Below are 17,095 nucleotides of genomic sequence, written 5' to 3'. Positions count from 1 at the left end.
TCCGGATGCAGGCACTACTGATGAATTTGCGGACCCACGATGATGAGCTGTAAGCAGTTCGGGCGCGGACAGATGACCGAGGGCTGGACGGCGATCGCGTCGTGCAGGTGAATGTTTCCATCGAAGATGCGCCACGGCTCGCGGTTGCAGGCTTCGGCGACTTGAGGGAGGAGCGGCTGCGGGAAGGAGCAGACCGGATTGTTGCCCAGATAGGTCTTTCCGATCACCGGATGGACGCTAGCGAAGTTCTCGATCCGATTGCCTCTCAGATCGACGACTGACAGCGCCGGAAGCGAGCCAAGGGGCAGCGCATCGAAGACCCGGTTGTTGCGCAGATCGATATCCGACAACGCCGGCATGTTCGATAGATTGCCGACATTGGTGATCTGGTTGTCGTTCAGGTAGATGTATTTGAGCCCGCTCGATCCGAAGCGCGGGATCGCGGATAGCCGGTTGGTGGCGAGGTTCAGTTTCTGAAGTCCTGTCAGCGAAGCGATCGGCGACGCGTCGGTGATCACATTGTCGAAGAGGTTAAGTTCGCCCAGCGCCCGGAAATGGACCACGGGGTTGACGGCGATGATCGATTTCTTGTTCAGAGTCAGGCTGGTCAGTGACTGCGCCCAGTTCTGCGCTGCACTGCAATCTGCGCTGTCGACGTGGTCGGCCTGCATGCGGCTGTCGAGCGCCGCCATGAAGCCGCGGGCGTCGCCGAGCGCAATAGAATCGAACCGGTAGACGATGCAGTATTCAGCGAAGCTGGCGTATTGCAGCGGCAGATTGCGCATGCCGGCATCCTCGAGCAGCGGCAGGTCCGCCAACGGCGTCACGGATTGTACGTGTGTGTTCGAGAAATAGAGCTTTGTCAGCTTGTTGAGCATCCCGATGCCGATCAGGTTCGACAGGGGATTGCCGTCGATGTTCAGTTGTTCGAGGCGGCGCAGCTGGAGGATGCCCTGGATCGAGGGGATCTGGTTGTTGCGGATCCAAAGCTTCGTCAGCCCCGGTACCGCCGACAGCGCCGAGACGTCGGACAATTGGTTGTCGGACAGGTCGATGGAGGTCAGATTTCCCATCACTGGGAAGAGCGAGACGCTGGTCAACCCGCGGTTCTTCGCATCGGCGAACTGGCGCGAACTGAGATCATCATAGGCTCTGCCGCAAACAGTCTTGCCCGAGATCGATAGCAGCGCGTTCACTTCCGCGGTTTGCGCGGGCGTTAGAAAGTCGGTCTGGTTCCGCATCATACATGCCGACAGGAAGTCGCTCGCTTGCACGGGATTGTCGGAAAGATCGAGACTGATCAGGCCCGACAGCGCTGCCAGCGGTCTGACATTGGCGATCGAATTCTTCGACAGGTTGAGTGTGCCGAGATTGGTCAGGCCGGCAAGCGGCGAGACGTCCGTGATGGCATTGTTGGACAGGTTGAGCGAGGTGAGTTGCGGTAAGGTGGCGAGCGGACGCAGGTCGCTGACGATCTTCGACGACAGATCGAGTGCGGTGGTCGCCAGCAGCTTGTTGCCGACCACCAAGCACGTCCCGCCACCCTCCAGTTCGACCATGGCTCGTATGGTTTGCCCAAGCGGGGTCGCCGCGTCGCGGTGCAGCACGCACAGGTCAACGAAGCTCTGCCCGCCATTCGCCACGATTGGATTGCCGCTGAGATTGATGGCCAGCGTCGAGGGGAAGCTGCCGAGATTGGCGAAGGTCTCGATCTTGTTGTTGGCGAGGTTCAGACTGGTCAGGCCGCCGAGCGCGCTGAGCGGATCGAGCATGTCGCCCGTGAGGCCATTGTTGGCGATGGACAGGATCGAGAGCGCCTGCAGGAATTGCAGCGGCTCAAGGCTGGCGATCTTGTTGTCGTCGAGTGTGAGGTTCGTCAGCAACGCGAGCGCCGACAGCGCGCGGATGTCGGTGATGTCGTTGTCGGAGACGTCGGCCCGCGTCAGCGCGATCAGTGGCGCCAGGGCGTTGATGTTGCTGACGTGATTGCCGGAAATATCAAGAAAGGTCAGTGTCTTGAGCTTGGCCAGCGGCCCGAGTTCGGCGATCGAGTTGTTGCCGGCGATCGACAGGCTGGTGAGGTTCGTCAGCACCGCAATCGGCTCGAGTGATTGCACGCCCTTGCCGCTCAGGTTCAGCGTCGTGATCGATTCCAGGAAGGTCTGTGCGGTGGCGCAGGCGGCCGGGTTGCCGAGCGCGGAGACTCCGCCGGGCGTTGAATCGAGCACCGCCATCACGGTCGCCGTTTCAGCCGGCGTGCGGTCGCCCTTGATGCACCATTTCGCGAAGGTGGTCGGCTTGTTGACCGGCGGCGCGCCCGAGAGGCACGTGATGGTGTGGATCTTGCCGGCGAAGAACGGCGTGGGGTCGGCGTTCAGCGCCTGGTCGAGATTGAGCTTCAACTCGGTGACCAGCGGTGCGCAGGATGGAATGTAGAGCCGGTCGGAAAATGTCGTCGCGCCGAAGTCTGAGGGAAATTGCAAGTAGTAGATGAGGCCGCTGCCATTATCGTACGCGAACACCTTTATTGGGTATGTCTCGCCCGAGGGGCACAGCAGCGGATTGGCGGCCGGATCCGCGGCGACGATCGCGCTGTCGACGGCGGTCAACACCTCCGAGGGAACCGTCGCGAAGCCAAGTCCGCGGATCACTGCTTCCTCGTCCGCCTGGTCCTTGCAGCGGATGCGGTAGCCGCGCCCGTCGGAGATAAGCAACGGATAATGCAGCCGGTTCGCCTCCAGCGCCGGATCCTCGAACAGCACAACCTTCGGCTCGTCCGCGCGGGCCGGGCCGGCGGCGGCGGCCACGAGCATGACCAGAACAAGGAGCAGCGATTGGCCGATGCGGTTCATCTGGTTTCTCCTTTCGAGGCTCAGGCTGATCGATGCGGCTCAATCAGCCCGAACCAATGGCAGCGCTACATCTCGTCCGCGGTCTTGATGGTCCAAAAGCTCGACGGCTCGCGATCGCAAGTGAACTGAAGGGCTGGGATGTTGTTCAAGTTGCTAACCCCGCCGGCAATGATCAGGCACTTGCCTGTCTGGACGTTTTCCGCCTGAACTCCGTCGCGCGTCTCGACAAGGTTCCAACGACGCGAAGGATCGCTGTCACAGTTGAACTGCAAGGCCGGGATGTTGTCTTCGGTACTGACTCCGCCGGCAATCGTCAGGCACTTGCTTGTCCGGACGTTGGCCACCTGGAAGCCATCGCCCGTCTCGACCAGCCTCCAGCGCTGCCATTGACTGCCGTCGCAGTCGAATTGCACCGTCGGTGCATTGTTGTCGGTTCGTCCTTCCGCGACCGAAAGGCACCTTTCGGTTTGCCGGTTCACCAGCAACACTTCCGGGTCGGCCGCCCGGATGCTCCAGAACCGCGACGGATCGCGGTCGCAGTTGAATTGGAGGGCAGGGACGTTGTCATCGGTGCTCACCCCGCCGGCAATGGTCAGGCATTTGCTCGTCTGCATGTTTTCAGCCTGGAAGCCGTCGCCGGTTGCGGTCAGCTTCCAGCGCCGCGACGGATCTCGGTCGCAGTCGAATTGAAGGGCCGGGATGTTGTTGTCGGTGCTGACACCGCCGGCAATCGTCAGGCATTTTCCGGTCCGCACGTTCTGTAACTGAAAACCGTCATTCGTCTCGACCAGCTTCCAGCGGCGCCACTGGTCGCCGTCGCAGTTGAACTGTACGGCCGGCGCGTTGTTGTCGAGGCGCCCCTCGGAAACTGCCAGGCATTTGCCGGTCTGCATGTTTGCCAGCACCACGTCTCCCTCCTTGATCGCCGTGATGCAGGCTTCGAAAATTTTCCCGGTGGCCGCGGTCGATTGCTCCGGTCGACTGATGCAGACCGGATTGCCGTCCAGCGAAGGCTTGAATGGCAGGATGGCGCTGACGGACTGCACCGTGGCCAGACGGTTCGCGCGCAGGTTAAGAGAGGTGAGTTCGGTAAGGCCCATCAAGGCGCGCGCATCCGTGACGCGGTTTTTCGACAGGTCGAGCGCCGTGAGCTCTTGCAGAAACCGCAGCGGCGACACGTCGGCGATCTTGTTGCTGGCCAGAACCAGTCGCGTCAGCGCCCGCGCCGAGGCGAGCGGCCGCAGGTCGGCGATCTGGTTGGAACTGAGGTCGGCGTCGGCCAGATCCTTCATCACGCCAGTCACGTTGATGTTGCTGATCCTGTTTCGCGACAGATCGAGAAAGGTAAGCTTGGTCAGCTTTTCCAGATCGCGCGTGTCGGCTATTTCATTGCCGGACAAGGTCAGGCGCGTCAGATGGGTAAGTGTCGCCAGCGGCTCGAGATTTGTCAGCCGTCGCCCGGCAAGGTCGAGCGTCGTGCTCGACGCGAGAAAGTCCTGCGCGCTTGCGCACGCCGCCGGATTGCCCAACGCGGAGGCACCGCCGGGTGTCAGCTCGAGCAGCTCCTCGACCGTCGTCTGCTGGGCAGGATCAAGGTCGTTCTTGATGCACCAACTGGCAAAGGTCGTCGGCCGTCCGACAAGCGGCGGGCCCGCCAGGCATGCGATGGTATGGACCTTTCCGGCAAAGAAAGGGGTAGGGTCGGCCTCGATCGCCTGATTGAGCTTGAGCTTTAACCCTTCGACCAACGGCGCGCAGCCGGGAATGTAGAGTTGGTCGGAAAAGGATGTTGACCCGAAATCGGTCGGGAACTGCAGGTAGTAGACGAGCCCGCTGCCGCTATCATGCGCAAAGACCTTGATCGGGTAGTGCTCGTCGGATGGGCACAACAGCGGATTGGCGGCTGGGTCGGCCGCGATGACCGCATTGTCGACGGCGCTCAGCATTTGCGACGGGACGGTTACTAAGCCCAGTCCGCGGATCACTGCTTCCTCGTCCGCCTGAACACTGCAGCGAATGCGGTAGCCGCGTCCTTCGGAGATGAGCAGGGGATAGTGCAAGCGAGTGGCGTTCAGCGTCGGGTCCTCCAACAGAACGAGCTTCGGTTCCTCGGCTCGGGCCCGACCGGCGCCGATCACCGCAAGCAGCGCCAGCAGGAGCAGCGATCGGGCTATGCGGGTCATCTGGTTTCTCCTTTCCGCTCTATTCGACCAGGCTGAAGCGGCCTGGCCCGCAGGCCCGGCTGGTATTGTCGTGTGCAATGTCGTTGCCCGGCAGCAGGAAACTGGCGCTGGAGGCGCTGTCGGCGAAACTGACCGCGCAGCGGAAGCCGGACACCGTCGAGGTGGTGAAATTCGCCGACGAACCGCGCTCGAGCTGGATGGCGGAGCCGACCGTAAGGCCAGCGGCCATGGGCGCGAGCCCGTCCGAGCGACCCGCCACGACCGCGCCGCGCAGAACTAGCGGATTAGCGGCGGCGATGTCGGTGAAGGCCATCCGCATCAGGCTGTCGGAGGTGAGCACCGCGCCGAAGCGTGCGCGCACAATGCTGGAGCGGGCAGGCGCTTGGGCCGAGATCAGCAGCCGTGCCCGAACGCCTTGGATCGCCAGCATGTCTGCTTCGACCCTGAGCCCGCGCGCATAAAGGTCCGCCAGGCACAGCGACGCGCCCCGCGCGATCGGCGACAGTCCGTCCGCCACGGTGCCGATAGTCACATCGTCGAGCGCGACCGCGCCATTCTGCGCGATCACGGCGACGACCTCGTCGGTCGTTTGAGCGGCTGCCCGCGCCAGATCGATCCGCTCGAGTTCGAGCCGCGGCAATCCATCGGCGACGATGATCACGCCTGTGGCTGACAGGATGCATGACGACGTGCCGGCAGGCACTCGGTTGGCGGTGCCGACGAGCCGCGTGCGGGCAACGCCGGGGGCCGGCGCCATGTGCACGGTCTTGAACGGCAATCCCTTCAGGATTAGCGTCTGCGGCATCTGGACCGATGCGGGCAGTTCGAGCCTGAGATTCGCCCGCCCGGCGCAATCGCCCTCGGCAGAGAATTGCGCCAGCGTCAGCGTGCCGCCATCATTGATGCGGCGAAGGCACGTATCGCCGGCCGAACCCCGACAGTCGAACCCGGTACCCGGCGCCGGAGCGGCTGTCAGCGCGCGATCCGTCTCGCCCATCCAGTCGCCAATGCCGGGGGCGGAGAGGCCGAGCGCCAACGTCAGACGCGGGCAACCCGTAAATGACAGGCTTCGCCCCTCCGCGAAGATCCAATCCAGCCGCGCATTGCCGAGGGAGTCAAGCGAGGTGATGGACAGGCCGGCTGACAGCGGCGTCAGGCCGAGGTCGATACCCGGCTGCGCGAAGGTCGAGTGCTCGCGCTGATAGCCATCGCAATTCGACAGACACAGGTCGACGAAGGGCGCCGAACGAAGCGCCGCCACCGCGTCGGCGCCGAGCAGGGTTACGGCCTCGGCCTCAGCGATGCCGAAGAATGATCGCAGCTTCTTCTCCGCCGCTTCCGCTCCGGCTGCATCGGCAATGATGTCGCGCGTCGCCTTGCCGTCAAGGCGCACAATCGGCAGGTAGGAGGGCTGCGCACCTTCGCCCGGCGGCGCGTAGCGCACGACATAGATCGTGTCGCCAATGCTTTCGGCGCTGAGGAAGGTTTCAAACCGGTGCAGACTCCAGCGCGCCGCACTCGCCACCGCTACATTCGATGTGCCGCCAAGATCGGCGCGCCCGCAATCGAACACGAAGGGTGTCCCGACATCGGGCGGCGCGACGAAGCCCTGCAGTACGCCAGGGAGTTGCAACCGCTCGCGGATGGCGAGCGCTGCCTTGATCTCCGCGCAGGCGGCGGGGACGGCGAAATAACCGCTGCCCGAGACGGCGGGGAGATAGTAGTTGCCCGATGCCTCGACATCGGCCCAGATGGCGGTCGTCGCCGGCCAGTCGATATCGAAGGCCGTGCCGGGGCATGGCAAGCGCGGCTGCGCGCCGAAGCCGTTTTCGGTCTGAAGCTTGGCGAACGTTGCCTCCGAGACGATAGCGGTGTCAGGCAGGTGCAGCAGCCGCTTCGCCTGGCCGGCGCTGGCGCAGCCGGCAAGCTCCACCGCCTTGCCGTCGAAAAGCGCGACATAGACGTCCTTGTTCTGATCGGTGACGAAAGCGTCAAGCTGCGGCTCGGCGGGGGCCACCGAAGTGCTGGCGAGAAACAGGGTGAGCAATGCGGCCGCCTGTCTCATCTCAGTTCGCTCAGGCAGCTTGCCGCACGGGTGGGCTCCATATTGACTTCGGTCATCAACGGATCGAGGCCGGCCGACTGGCACAGCTCCTTGACCGAGATCGAGTGCGGCCCCTGGAAATCGACCTTGAGAGTTCCATTGCTCATCTGCCCGTTCTGGCCGATGCACAGCGGATTGTTGGCGAGCGCCGGCCGACGGCAGGTGCGGATGACGTCGGCCATTGCCCGGCGGTTGGTCAGTTCGCAGAAGTAGATGCGGCAAAGCGCGGCGACTGCGGCGCGGTTCTCGGCGTCGGCATTGATGATTCGCTTGATGTCGGTGATCAGGCCGCTCGCCTTGGCTGCGAATGCTAGGCCTTCGACGCGAGTTTTCTCGCCCGCGATCTCGCCCGACCGTTCGGTGATCTTCGGCATCAGGTTGATGTTTTCCGAGGTTATGAACAGGCCGCCTTTCCAGCGGTCGAACTCGTCGAGGATCGAGGTCGCCCTCAGGATCGCTTGGCGGTAGGCGTTGTAGATCGGCCCCATCTTGGTGTCGCGCGCCGCCTCGTAAACCTGGTTTAGCGCAGCGTATTCCTTGTTCACCGCGTCGGCGCCCGCCTTGATACCGTCGATGCCGGCGCGCGAACTCTGCACCAGACCCTCGGCACGCTTCAGCTTGCGGGAAAACATCGCCGTAATCGGGCTCTCGACGCTGGCGAAGTAGTTTTCGATCACCTTGCCGGCCGCTCCGTCGGCGAAGGCATTGATCTCGGTGTCGGACAGATTGGAGATCAGGCCGCACTGGGCGTCGAAATCGGCGCTCAAGGGCCCGGCCTGGCAGGAGCTCATCTCCGCCAGTCTCTGATCGAGCGTTCGGTTCGAAGCGAGCCCGTCGGCATACTCGAACAGCGCATGATTCCATTCGATAGCATTCAAGTCAGCCTGGCTGTGCCGCCGGTCGCGGCAGAACAGCGTCTGCTCCATCCGGCTCTGGTTCCCCGAAGCGCGGTAGGCGTCGAGGTGACGCGTCGCCTCGGCGCAGGTCGCCAGACCTGAAATCAGCCCGGCAAGCTGCTGGTGGACGGGCGGCAGTCCGCGTGTCTGCGCCTCCCGCATTAGATTGGCGGCGCGTTGGCTGTCTTCGGGACTGCGGGCCGGGCGGTGGAAGACGCAGAGGCCTTGCTCGAAGGTTTTCAGCGTGCCGTCCGGAATGGCCGGCCCCTCGCAGTTTGGAGCGTCGAGAACACGCGATTCGATGCTATAGCCGGCAAGATTGTCGACGAAGAGGTCGCGCGCGGCCGCTCCCGTCGCGCCAAGCGCCATGCCGAGCGCCGCTGTGGCGATGATCGCTCTCATGGCGCGCTCGCGAAGATGAAATAGAGGGTGAACACAGCGCCGTCGAAGGGGCAGTCGCTCGGCTGCAGCGACAGCCGGTATGAGCCGATCAGCGGCGCGCCGAGATAGGGCAGGATCAGGCTGGTGTCGTTCGACGGTCCGGGTGCGCGGGGGAACTTGCGCGCCTGGTAGCGATCCTGAACCCAATAGCGGATGATCCGGCTGATCTCGTCGCCGCTGTCGGCTTGGTTGAAAAAGGTCTGCAAGGCGACCCGCTCCGGCCCGACCGAAATGTCGGCGCGGACCTCGTTCGACCCCTTGGTCAGCGGCTTGAACACGAAGCCGCTGCCGCGGTGTTGCAAGGCGAAGCGGTTCCACTGCGCGCCAGTGCACTGGTAGTCGGTGCCGACGAAGACATCGATCAGTGTCAGATTCTTGCGGTCGCGGAATTTGTTGGGCGCCCATAGCGCGAAATAGCCGTTCGCTTTCATCAGCCCGTCGGTCGATGCGAAGGGCGAAACCTCGAACTCGACATTCTCGTCGAGCGCCAGCTTGCGGGCGAAACCGGAATTGGCGGGCACTACGATCTGGGCGACATCGATATTGATCTGCCGCTCGTCGAAAAAGCGCTTGGCGACAATGTCGTCGATCATTGCCTGCAGCTGGGTTGCGTTGCGCACATAGACCTCGGGCACAGTCGCGGCCTCGCCGGTGAAGGCCTGCACCACTTCAAAGCGGCGGCGCATCAGGTGCATCAGTCGGTTGGCGGTCTCAAGCACGCGCCGCTTGGTCACCAGATATTCGGGAATGCCCTTCATCAGGTCGGCTACGGTGTCCTGGGTCGCGATGAACAGATTCTTGCCCGTCGCCGGATCGTCGATTTGGGTAACGAGCTTGGTCATGTCTTCTTGCTGCTTTGTCACCTCCGCCTGAATATTGCCCTGGAACTTCAGGATGCTGTCCTGGAGCGCGCGGCTCTTGAGACCGAGATCCTTGGCCTGGTTCAGGCCCGCGACGAGTTCCTCGGTGTTGCCGCGCGACTGCGTGATGCGCTGCTCGACGAAGGCGAGTTCGGCATCGTTCAGTGCCAGCATCTTGTCCCTCTGCCTGTCGCGTAGTTCGTTGATCAGGTTGGTCGAGGCATTTGATTTCTCGGCGAGGCCGGTAACGGTCGTCTGCGCAGCGCGAACGCGCTCGATGCGGCCGTTGGTTGCCGCGACCAGTTCGGCAACACGTGCATTGTCCTCGTTGAGCTGAGCTTCCGACAAGGACAGCTTGTCGAGTTCGAGATTGAGGATCGCGATCTCATTGGTCAGCCGGTCGATCGTGCGCTGCTGGTCGGTGATCTGGAAACTGAGCATGTCGTTTTCGCGCGCCTGAAGATCGAGTCCGGCAAGTATTCGTTCATGGTCGGACGTGAGCCGCGCCACCTGTTCGTCGATGCCGAGATCCTGGCTCTGGCAGTCGACCGCCGCCATCGAGCCCTGCAGGGTCAGCTCCTTGATCTCTTCGGCCCCTTGCGCCAGCCGGCCGGCGAGTTGGAAATGCGTGTCGATCAGCGCCCGGGCCTTGAGCGCCTTGTCGAGGTCGAGTTCCTCATTCGCTTGGCGCAGCTGCGTGATCCGCTGCTGCAGGCCGTTGATCTGGTTGATGTTCTCCTGCGTCACCCGCCCGGTCGCGATGATCGTCGACAAGATCGACTGTGCCGCTTCGAGCGACGCCTTGACGACCTTGGAGGTGTCGATCTTGGTCGCCGCGCCGCTGGCGAGCCCGCAGGCGCAGACGTTGACCTCGGGTATCGCCGCGGAGATCGCGTAGGCGGCCTGGATGGCGGTGAGCGTGATCTGCGCGGCCTGCGTCGTGCCGTTGAACGCAGCGAACCAGGCGATCACTTCGGTCAACTGGCCGTCGACCTGGTCGCGGGCTTCCTCAAGGTCCGCCTTTTTCTTGGCATAGGCGTCACGCTCGGCTTCATAGAGCTTCTTGGCGAAGTCGGTTTCCGTCTGTGTGAACGAGCCGCAACTGACGTTCGCCAGTTCCTGCGGCAGCGAGACGTTCGACGTGATCATCTGCTGGTCGGACATCAGCGGCTCGACGTCGGCGAAATCGGCGTCACCGATGACGCACTTCATCAGGAAAGCCCTGGCCTGGGTCTGTGTGGCCAAGAGCTGAGCCCTGAGGCCCGACTGTCCATCAGGGCCGCACATCTGGGCGACATACTGGTTGCGCGTGAAGGCCGGCGTCACTGTCTGGCACGGCTGTTCGCCCGCAAGCAGCGGGGTGAATGGATGGGCCGGCGCCTCTCCGATCAGGGCGAGCTGGTTCTCGATGCCGCAAAGCTGTTCGCGGTCGACGGCCCGGCGGCGCTGATAGAGATCGGTCTGGCGCAGTTGCAGTTCGGTGATTGCGTCGTTGGCGCGGGCAATCGCACCCTGGTTGTTGGTGATCTGGGTTTGGAGGATCTGCCGCTGGCGAACCGCCTGTTCGAGCTGGTTGGCGTTGCGCTCGGTCTGGCGGGCATATTCGGTGATCTGGCTCTCGAGCGAGGAAATCTGCAGATCGAGGTTCATCTGAGTCATTTCCCAATTCAGCAGCCAGCGCAGTTCGTTGCGCCGCTCGACTTCGGCCTCCTTGGAGAGGACGATGAGATCGAGTTCCTGCCTGTCACTGATCTGACGGCGCTGGTTCTCGAACTCGGCGATCTTGGTGCCGAGCTCGATCTCCAGCGACCTGATCTGCTGGCGATAGCCGAACGTGTCCTTCTCGGCGTCGACCGCGTTGATCTCTTGCTGGACGGTGGTGGCGAAGGTCTGCGCCTCGTGCTCCAGCTTGCCGATTTTGTGGGCGATCAGGTTGACTTCCTGGCTGCGGATCGTCCGCTCCTCATCGATCGCGCGGGTCGCTTGGCCTTCCTTGTTCGCGTACCACCGCTCAACCAGCGCCTCGACATTGCGCTCGACCTCGGTCAGTCGCTGTTCGCTTTCGGCCAGGGCCTGCTGCAGTTCTTCGAACGGGATCGTGGTGAACTGCATGGGGTCGATGTTGAGGAACAGGAAACCCTTGTGCACGCTGTCCATGCGGGCATCGAGGTCGCTGTGCTGCAGCAGCAGGTCGGCGCGCAAGTCGTCGTAGGTGGACTCGCCCGGAATATCCATCTGCGTCTCGACCAGCACCCACATTGCGGCCTCGTAATTGGTGTAGGCCTTGGAGAGGTTGGGTTGGCTGTCGAGGCCGGCGCCTCCGACAGCGCCCAACGTATCGTAGACCAGGAAGTCGAGCGCCTTGACGCGCGCCTCCGAGAGGGTCTGGTACCAGACGTCGCCGGTGTTCATAAGCAACTGGATCTTCAGCGAGGACAGCGCCGTCAACTGCCGCACGAAGCTGCGGTAACTCGCATCCGCTCCCGCCGCGGCTCCCTGGTCGTTGCCTTGTTGCCGCGCGAGAATGCGAAGACCCCTGTCGACGATCTCGATGCCTTGCCGGCCGAATTCCTGCGCCGCCTGCGGCGAAACCGGCGTATCGTTTCGGCTGACACCGCTCGCCGACGACAGGAAGGGCATGTCGGCCGCGAGGAACAGGCGGTAGCGCCCGAGTTGCAGATGGCAGTCGAAATCGCACACGATCGCCAGCCGTCCGGTCGCCTCGTCGCCGCAGGTCGTCAGGAACTGTTCGAGTTCGGTGGCGACTTCACCCATATATTTTACGTCGGCGCGGAAATTAGCGATCTTCAGCAGGGTCGTCAGCTCGCCGGCATGGCCGGCCGCCGCGTCGACGTCGAGCGCCATGCAGTCCTGCGCGCGCGCCATTCCCGCAGCGCCGAAGACGACGCCGGCAACCAGTCCGCAAAGCAGGAAAAACCGTCTCATGGCTGCCCCGTCGTCAGAAGAACCTCGGAAATCTGGCGCACGTGCCGGGCAAGTTCGGCCATCTGCGCCTTGGAAAGCGAAGGATTCTGGAACCGCCCGACCACCGCCCGGGCATGATTGATGCAGTCTTCGTAGGGCCCATTGATCTTCGCAGTCAGCGCGCCGGTGTCCAGCGTGAGGTCGAGCGTCGAATACGCGCCGGCCAGTCCTGCGCAGGAAGAAAGCTCTGACGTGATCGTCGGATCGTCGACGACATGCGCGAGGCCGGACAGAGCCGTCATCACCCCTTCGATTTGTCCGACGATCTGTGCCATCCTTGCCTTACCGTCCTCGAACTCCTTCAGCGAATCCGGCTGGTTGAGGCTGGAGAGATCGACGGCCTGCAGCGTGGCGATCGTCTCGGCTGCTTTCAGCTGGTCCTCCTTGACGAGCACCATGTTGGCCTGAGCGTTGCCGAGTACTCGCTCCAACTCCATCACCTCGGCCGACTTGATCGTCACGTCCATCTCGTTGACCAGCGACTGATATTGGGTCGAAGCGGCGTTCATCAGGTTGAGCGTGTCGTCGACCTTCGTCCTGACCGCCTTGACGATCTGTTCGCGCACCCGCGTCTCGATGAGGCCGGTCGTCTCGGCCCGCCCACGCACTGGCTTGGCCGAACAGACCAGCTTTGCCAGCGCGTCCGAGCCGAGCCGTGCACGCACCGCCCCAACGATCGGGAATAGCGGGCGCCAGGCAGCAGGCAGCGCATCCGCGCTTGCGCCCGACAAAGGTCCAGCATCGATCTCGTTCATACGCGTCAGATGCCGGCATTTCTCCTGCAAGTCGGCCCCGGAAAAGTAAAGCCGCCCGGTGATCAGGTAAGCCTCGATCGCGGCTGCGTATTGTCGCCCGACGAGGGCGGCGAGTTCTTCAGCGTTATCGGTCGAGACCGGGGCGAAGAAGCGGTAGCGGCTGAGATAGATCTCCGCCCAGGCGAGGCGGCGCATCAGCACCGAGGCGTCGTCGGCCGAAAGCGGGATGACCGGAAAGCCGACGCTGCGGCTGCCGCCCGAGGGGGCAGATGCCTCGCCGATCACCTCGCCGGCGAAGGGCAGGCCGAAATCGGGCTGCGTCGCCTCGTGACTCGGTTCGACGGCGACGGGGCCGGGGGCGAGCAAGCTGAACCGGGTCGTTTCGGGCGTCGCGTTCGAGAGCGTGGCGTTCCAGAAGCCGTCAAGTTTTTCCGATGTGTAAGCGCGCTCCAGAATCGATGCGCCGCCGGCTTCGCTGGCCAACACGCAACTGACGATGACGAATAACACGGTGTCTCGGAAGCTTGTCATCGGCAGTACCACACCCTGTCGGCTGCGCCTGCCTGGGCGCAGATGCCGGTCGCAGCGCCGTGCGCCTTCCAGTCCGCCTTAATCTTGGTGAGATCATTGAATGCGCCCTGTGCCGCGTTGTCGGCATGAACCTCGGCATCCAGTCGCCAGAAGGGCTTTGCCGGATCGGTCGGGAGCAGCACCCCGATCATATTGATGTGGAAGGCGGAGACTTTGAGAAAGTCCTCAGCGCTAGCGACGGTCTTGCGATTAAGATTGGCGTATTGCTCAGGCGTTACGTTGCCGAGCGCCCGCTTGAACTCTTCCTCCGAAACTTCGACGGAGCGCAGCATCTGCGTCGTCTTCGCTGCCAACCCGTCGAGGATTGAGGTGTTGGCGACCAGCGTCGCGCCCGCACCGCTCACCGGTCCGAAGATCTCCGCGAAAATGGCGCGGATCGCCTTCAAGTGCGTGTCGGCCGACTTAATCTCGACGCGGCGCAGCGCGATGCCCGTTTCGAGGTCTGACGCCCGACTGACGAAGCCACTCAGCGCGCCTTGCAGCGTTTCGAACGAGGAACGGGCTTCCGGCGGCGGCTGCAGGAACACCGAGCGCGCATAGCGTACGGCCTCACTGCGGGCGATGTCCTCGACGGCGGCGCGTGTGAGTGCCGATTCCGGGCAACCGGTTACGCTGCCGAGGTCGGTCAGCATCTGCGCGGCATGATAGATTTGATCCATTTGTCGCACCGTGCCGAAGGAGCCGCTGGTGGTGAACTCGGTCTCGACGCCGGACAGATAGTCGGTCAGGTATTCGCGCGCGAACTTCACCATCTCGCACTGCACGCCGGCGGCACGTTCGCGAATGTGGCGGCCGTAGAATGAGGCGCCGACGAAGTATTTCTGGTCGGGCGTCGGTTCGAACCGCTCGACGAAGAGCGACTGGATAACGGTATCGTATTCACCGCACGCATAGGTGCGTTCAAGGCATGCGGGGTCGGTCTGCAGGTCGCACTGCGATAGCGCGGGGCCGCAGATTTGCTGGGCTGCAGCGGGGTCAATTCCTTCGCCGTGCACAAGAAACGCCGCGACGATGATCGCTCGATTGAAGATGTACCTCTTCAACATAACGACCAAAGGAAAATGCACAAAAGCCTCCCCCACCGTCGAAACGGCGGCCTCATTGCTCTTTACTGGCAATATGCTAGCAGGCTACTTTTGGTATTTGTTCGCTACAGCGGAAATTGGCCGCCGAAGGCGTGGCCAATTCAAATTCAGCTTCGCTTTAAAATGCACTGCTAAAGTAAGATAGAACGGTTTGTCTGTCGATACACGTGGCTTTTTGCATTCCGTTACGGAAATGCGTGCCTAAGTGTTGATGCAGTTAACGCATCGTAAAGAGTTGTCTTTTCCGCTCTCTTGGCCCCGTCCAAGCATCGTTCGGCGCCCACGGTTCGAATGCGGGAGGTCACGATCTGGCCTTGGGCCCTAACCTCAACCAATCTGCGCGGCCTGCCAGGCAGCTAATCCAAGCCCGTGGCGGGCGCCCCAAAAACGCACCATACGCCTGCCTTCTTGGACGCTTCAAGCGGACGCACCAGAGTGGTAGGGGCACTGAACGCAACGACCGCAAAGGACCCTGCCAGGCCCGGCCATTCAGTGCGGGTCCAGTATTCGGTTTCGCTACGTGCGAGCGGCGGCAGCTTGTATTGCGCGAAGGCCTCGCGCTGCCTTGGCCAGTCTGCCGAATCGAGGCTCGTCAGTTCCGCCATCGTTGGAAGCTGCCAGCCCATGTCGCCGTACGGCCCACCTTGCCCGAGCGTAGCGCAGTACCTCATCGCATCGCTCAGCGTTGCGGGTTGATCAAGCCTGTCTAGCCGGGCAACGAGGCAAGTGCGTTGGTCGACGAAAGCTTTGCCGTCATGTTCAGCGAGCAACCAGAAATTTTGATCACTCAGCGGCTGGCGGGCTTGCTTGTGCACGATACCGCAAGGTGCGGCTTGGGATTGTGACGCTGATATGGTTGCGAAAACGGCAAGCCCTATGCTGAAAGCCGCAAGAGTGGCGATCCGAAGCATGCCTTCCTCCTCCTCCTTGGCCGCGCGTTCGACATGGCAATCGAATAAACGTACTTGAACCGGCGAACAATTGAAAGTTCCTACACTTCCCTGGTTGCCTTGTAGATGATCGAGGGCCTTGGTCCGACGAAGTGTGTGCGTGCAGCAATCCTCGAGCCGAACACCGAACGATCAATTCTGGTCTGGAAGTAATCCTCGGCCGTTTCTGCGCCGTCGAGCCAGAGAACAAGCTCGACCGCACGCGTCCGTATCTTCGGACCGATGACCAAGCTTTCGATGTTGGTCTTCACAATGGTCACATCCGCGCAACATGCGATGGCGAGATTCAACAAAGCTTGATGACGCGAGCGACCATCTCGATCGGGAAGCGAGCATGAGGGTTGAGATCAAGCTGGGCCAGTCTGCGATGCGGTAGCGGGAAATGGCTTTCCAACGCAGAGGGCGCGTGTCTCAAGTCTACAGGGGTAAGGTTGACATAGTTGAACGACAACGGTGGCCACGCCCTATGTGAACGAAGACATCCTCACCCACTGGCTACCGGTTACGTCGTGTGGACACTTGTCTGATCGATAGGACGATGCGCAGGCGTCAAAGCGGCAACAGCGCGTCGGGCTTCACATCACCGATCGATGCGAAACTATGCGTTTCCCTGACACCAGGAAGCAGCAGAATGACCGCTGCAGGCCAGACCCCGCGGGTGCTTACCAACTTGGAAGCGTGGACCCGCCGAAGATTGCGTAGGTATCTTTGGCGGCAATGGGGAACGGCCACAACCGCTACAAGGAGTTGCGCCGTCGTGGCGTGCCAAAGCTCCGGGCCGCGGTTGCTGCCGGTTCACCGACGGGATTCTGGCGCATGTCAGGACACCCGGCAGTCCAACAGGCCCTGCCCAACCAACACTTCGAGTCGCTCGGTCTCCCCCGTCTCTATGTCTCTGTCCAAGCTTAATCCGGTCGAACCGCCGTGATACGTGATCCGTATGCCGGGTGGTGTGGGAGAGGCGGCGCCGCGAGGGGTTCCTATCCCGATCTCCGGCCTCGTGCGGCAGGCAGGATCGGCGAAGACGAAGCGTCCCGGCCCCTCGGCCATTAGGACCCTTGGGTACAGGCCATCTGCCTCATATAGTCGGCTTCGATGACTTTCTGGTTGGCCGCCTGCCCGTTGGCGAACAACTGGTGATCGGATGCCATTTGCCGCTCGGGCTTGGAAAGTTGACGTTCTCCCGCGCAATCCCATCCAATTGCCGGGCGCGTAGGTAACGCGGATACTTCACCAGGTCCCGAAATCACATGACACGCAGCCGCCGTCTCTGTCCGATCCTTGGACTTAAACATATCAGTAGAAAATAGCTGTAACCATCTTTCATCTTGCCGCGTATGATCCGATCATCTGCCGTGCAGGTTTGAGGACATGCAATGAACAAGGCCGCTGC

The 17,095-nt window shown here is 62.4% G+C and carries 9 protein-coding genes; all 9 read right to left on the bottom strand.

All coding sequences use genetic code 11. The features are described from left to right. Positions 1-14 precede the first annotated feature (14 nt). Complete coding sequence (locus NKH30_RS00045; RefSeq protein WP_352993715.1) at positions 15-2,852, bottom strand: leucine-rich repeat domain-containing protein; 2,838 nt, start codon at positions 2,850-2,852, stop codon at positions 15-17. Between the two features lie 65 nt (positions 2,853-2,917). Next, complete coding sequence (locus NKH30_RS00040) at positions 2,918-5,035, bottom strand: RICIN domain-containing protein (RefSeq protein ID WP_352470513.1); 2,118 nt, start codon at positions 5,033-5,035, stop codon at positions 2,918-2,920. Between the two features lie 19 nt (positions 5,036-5,054). Then, positions 5,055-7,100, bottom strand: coding sequence for a hypothetical protein (locus tag NKH30_RS00035; RefSeq protein WP_352612577.1), 2,046 nt, complete (start codon positions 7,098-7,100; stop codon positions 5,055-5,057). Further along, on the bottom strand, positions 7,097-8,437 hold the full coding sequence (locus NKH30_RS00030; protein ID WP_352993712.1) for a hypothetical protein: 1,341 nt from the start codon (positions 8,435-8,437) through the stop codon (positions 7,097-7,099). The genes NKH30_RS00035 and NKH30_RS00030 overlap by 4 nt, the downstream gene beginning before the upstream one ends. Then, positions 8,434-12,282, bottom strand: a complete 3,849-nt coding sequence (locus tag NKH30_RS00025) for a coiled-coil domain-containing protein (RefSeq protein WP_352993709.1) — start codon at positions 12,280-12,282, stop codon at positions 8,434-8,436. The genes NKH30_RS00030 and NKH30_RS00025 overlap by 4 nt, the downstream gene beginning before the upstream one ends. After that, a complete protein-coding gene (locus NKH30_RS00020) occupies positions 12,279-13,607 on the bottom strand; it encodes a hypothetical protein (RefSeq protein ID WP_352993706.1) in 1,329 nt (442 codons plus the stop codon). The genes NKH30_RS00025 and NKH30_RS00020 overlap by 4 nt, the downstream gene beginning before the upstream one ends. After that, the gene (locus NKH30_RS00015; RefSeq protein WP_352502898.1) at positions 13,604-14,734 is read right to left on the bottom strand and encodes a hypothetical protein; all 1,131 of its coding nucleotides are present in this window, start codon (positions 14,732-14,734) and stop codon (positions 13,604-13,606) included. The genes NKH30_RS00020 and NKH30_RS00015 overlap by 4 nt, the downstream gene beginning before the upstream one ends. A 374-nt stretch (positions 14,735-15,108) precedes the next feature. Continuing rightward, positions 15,109-15,663, bottom strand: a complete 555-nt coding sequence (locus tag NKH30_RS00010) for an Lcl domain-containing protein (RefSeq protein ID WP_352993703.1) — start codon at positions 15,661-15,663, stop codon at positions 15,109-15,111. Positions 15,664-15,743: 80 nt separating this feature from the next. Continuing rightward, complete coding sequence (locus NKH30_RS00005; RefSeq protein ID WP_352993700.1) at positions 15,744-15,953, bottom strand: hypothetical protein; 210 nt, start codon at positions 15,951-15,953, stop codon at positions 15,744-15,746. Positions 15,954-17,095 lie beyond the last annotated feature (1,142 nt).

It is taken from the genome of Mesorhizobium sp. M1273 (assembly GCF_040318195.1).
Lineage (GTDB): Bacteria > Pseudomonadota > Alphaproteobacteria > Rhizobiales > Rhizobiaceae > Mesorhizobium.
This window is presented reverse-complemented; position numbering and strand designations above follow the sequence as displayed.

Bases quoted from the DNA above. Each gene is read 5' to 3' on its own strand.
- NKH30_RS00045 (WP_352993715.1), bottom strand. From the start codon at position 2,852: ATGAACCGCATCGGCCAATCGCTGCTCCTTGTTCTGGTCATGCTCGTG.
- NKH30_RS00040 (WP_352470513.1), bottom strand. From the start codon at position 5,035: ATGACCCGCATAGCCCGATCGCTGCTCCTGCTGGCGCTGCTTGCGGTG.
- NKH30_RS00035 (WP_352612577.1), bottom strand. From the start codon at position 7,100: ATGAGACAGGCGGCCGCATTGCTCACCCTGTTTCTCGCCAGCACTTCG.
- NKH30_RS00030 (WP_352993712.1), bottom strand. From the start codon at position 8,437: ATGAGAGCGATCATCGCCACAGCGGCGCTCGGCATGGCGCTTGGCGCG.
- NKH30_RS00025 (WP_352993709.1), bottom strand. From the start codon at position 12,282: ATGAGACGGTTTTTCCTGCTTTGCGGACTGGTTGCCGGCGTCGTCTTC.
- NKH30_RS00020 (WP_352993706.1), bottom strand. From the start codon at position 13,607: ATGACAAGCTTCCGAGACACCGTGTTATTCGTCATCGTCAGTTGCGTG.
- NKH30_RS00010 (WP_352993703.1), bottom strand. From the start codon at position 15,663: ATGCTTCGGATCGCCACTCTTGCGGCTTTCAGCATAGGGCTTGCCGTT.